Below are 236 nucleotides of genomic sequence, written 5' to 3' on the forward strand. Positions count from 1 at the left end.
ACATCGGCATGGAAGGCCGCCTCATGGGCATCGAGATCGCGCAGGATCTCGGCCCGGCCGCCTTCGGTCTCGGGGTTCGGCAGCTTGGCCCGGGCATGGGTCGAGGTGAAGATCTGCCACCGGTTGCCCGCGCCATCGGGCCCGACCGGCCAGCCCGCCTGGCGCATGACGCCGATGGAGCCCGCGAGGCTGCCGGGCGTCATCGCAATATCCGAACACTGGCTGGCCAGGTGATA

The 236-nt window shown here is 69.5% G+C and carries 1 pseudogene; it reads right to left on the reverse strand.

Going from position 1 to position 236, the window contains the following annotated elements:
- Positions 1 to 203, reverse strand: a pseudogene (locus tag DSD19_RS19565) (S49 family peptidase); the annotation flags it as partial.
- Positions 204 to 236 lie beyond the last annotated feature (33 nt).

The sequence above is a fragment of the Rhodovulum sp. BSW8 genome (assembly GCF_003314725.1).
In the GTDB taxonomy this organism is placed as follows: domain Bacteria; phylum Pseudomonadota; class Alphaproteobacteria; order Rhodobacterales; family Rhodobacteraceae; genus Rhodovulum; species Rhodovulum visakhapatnamense.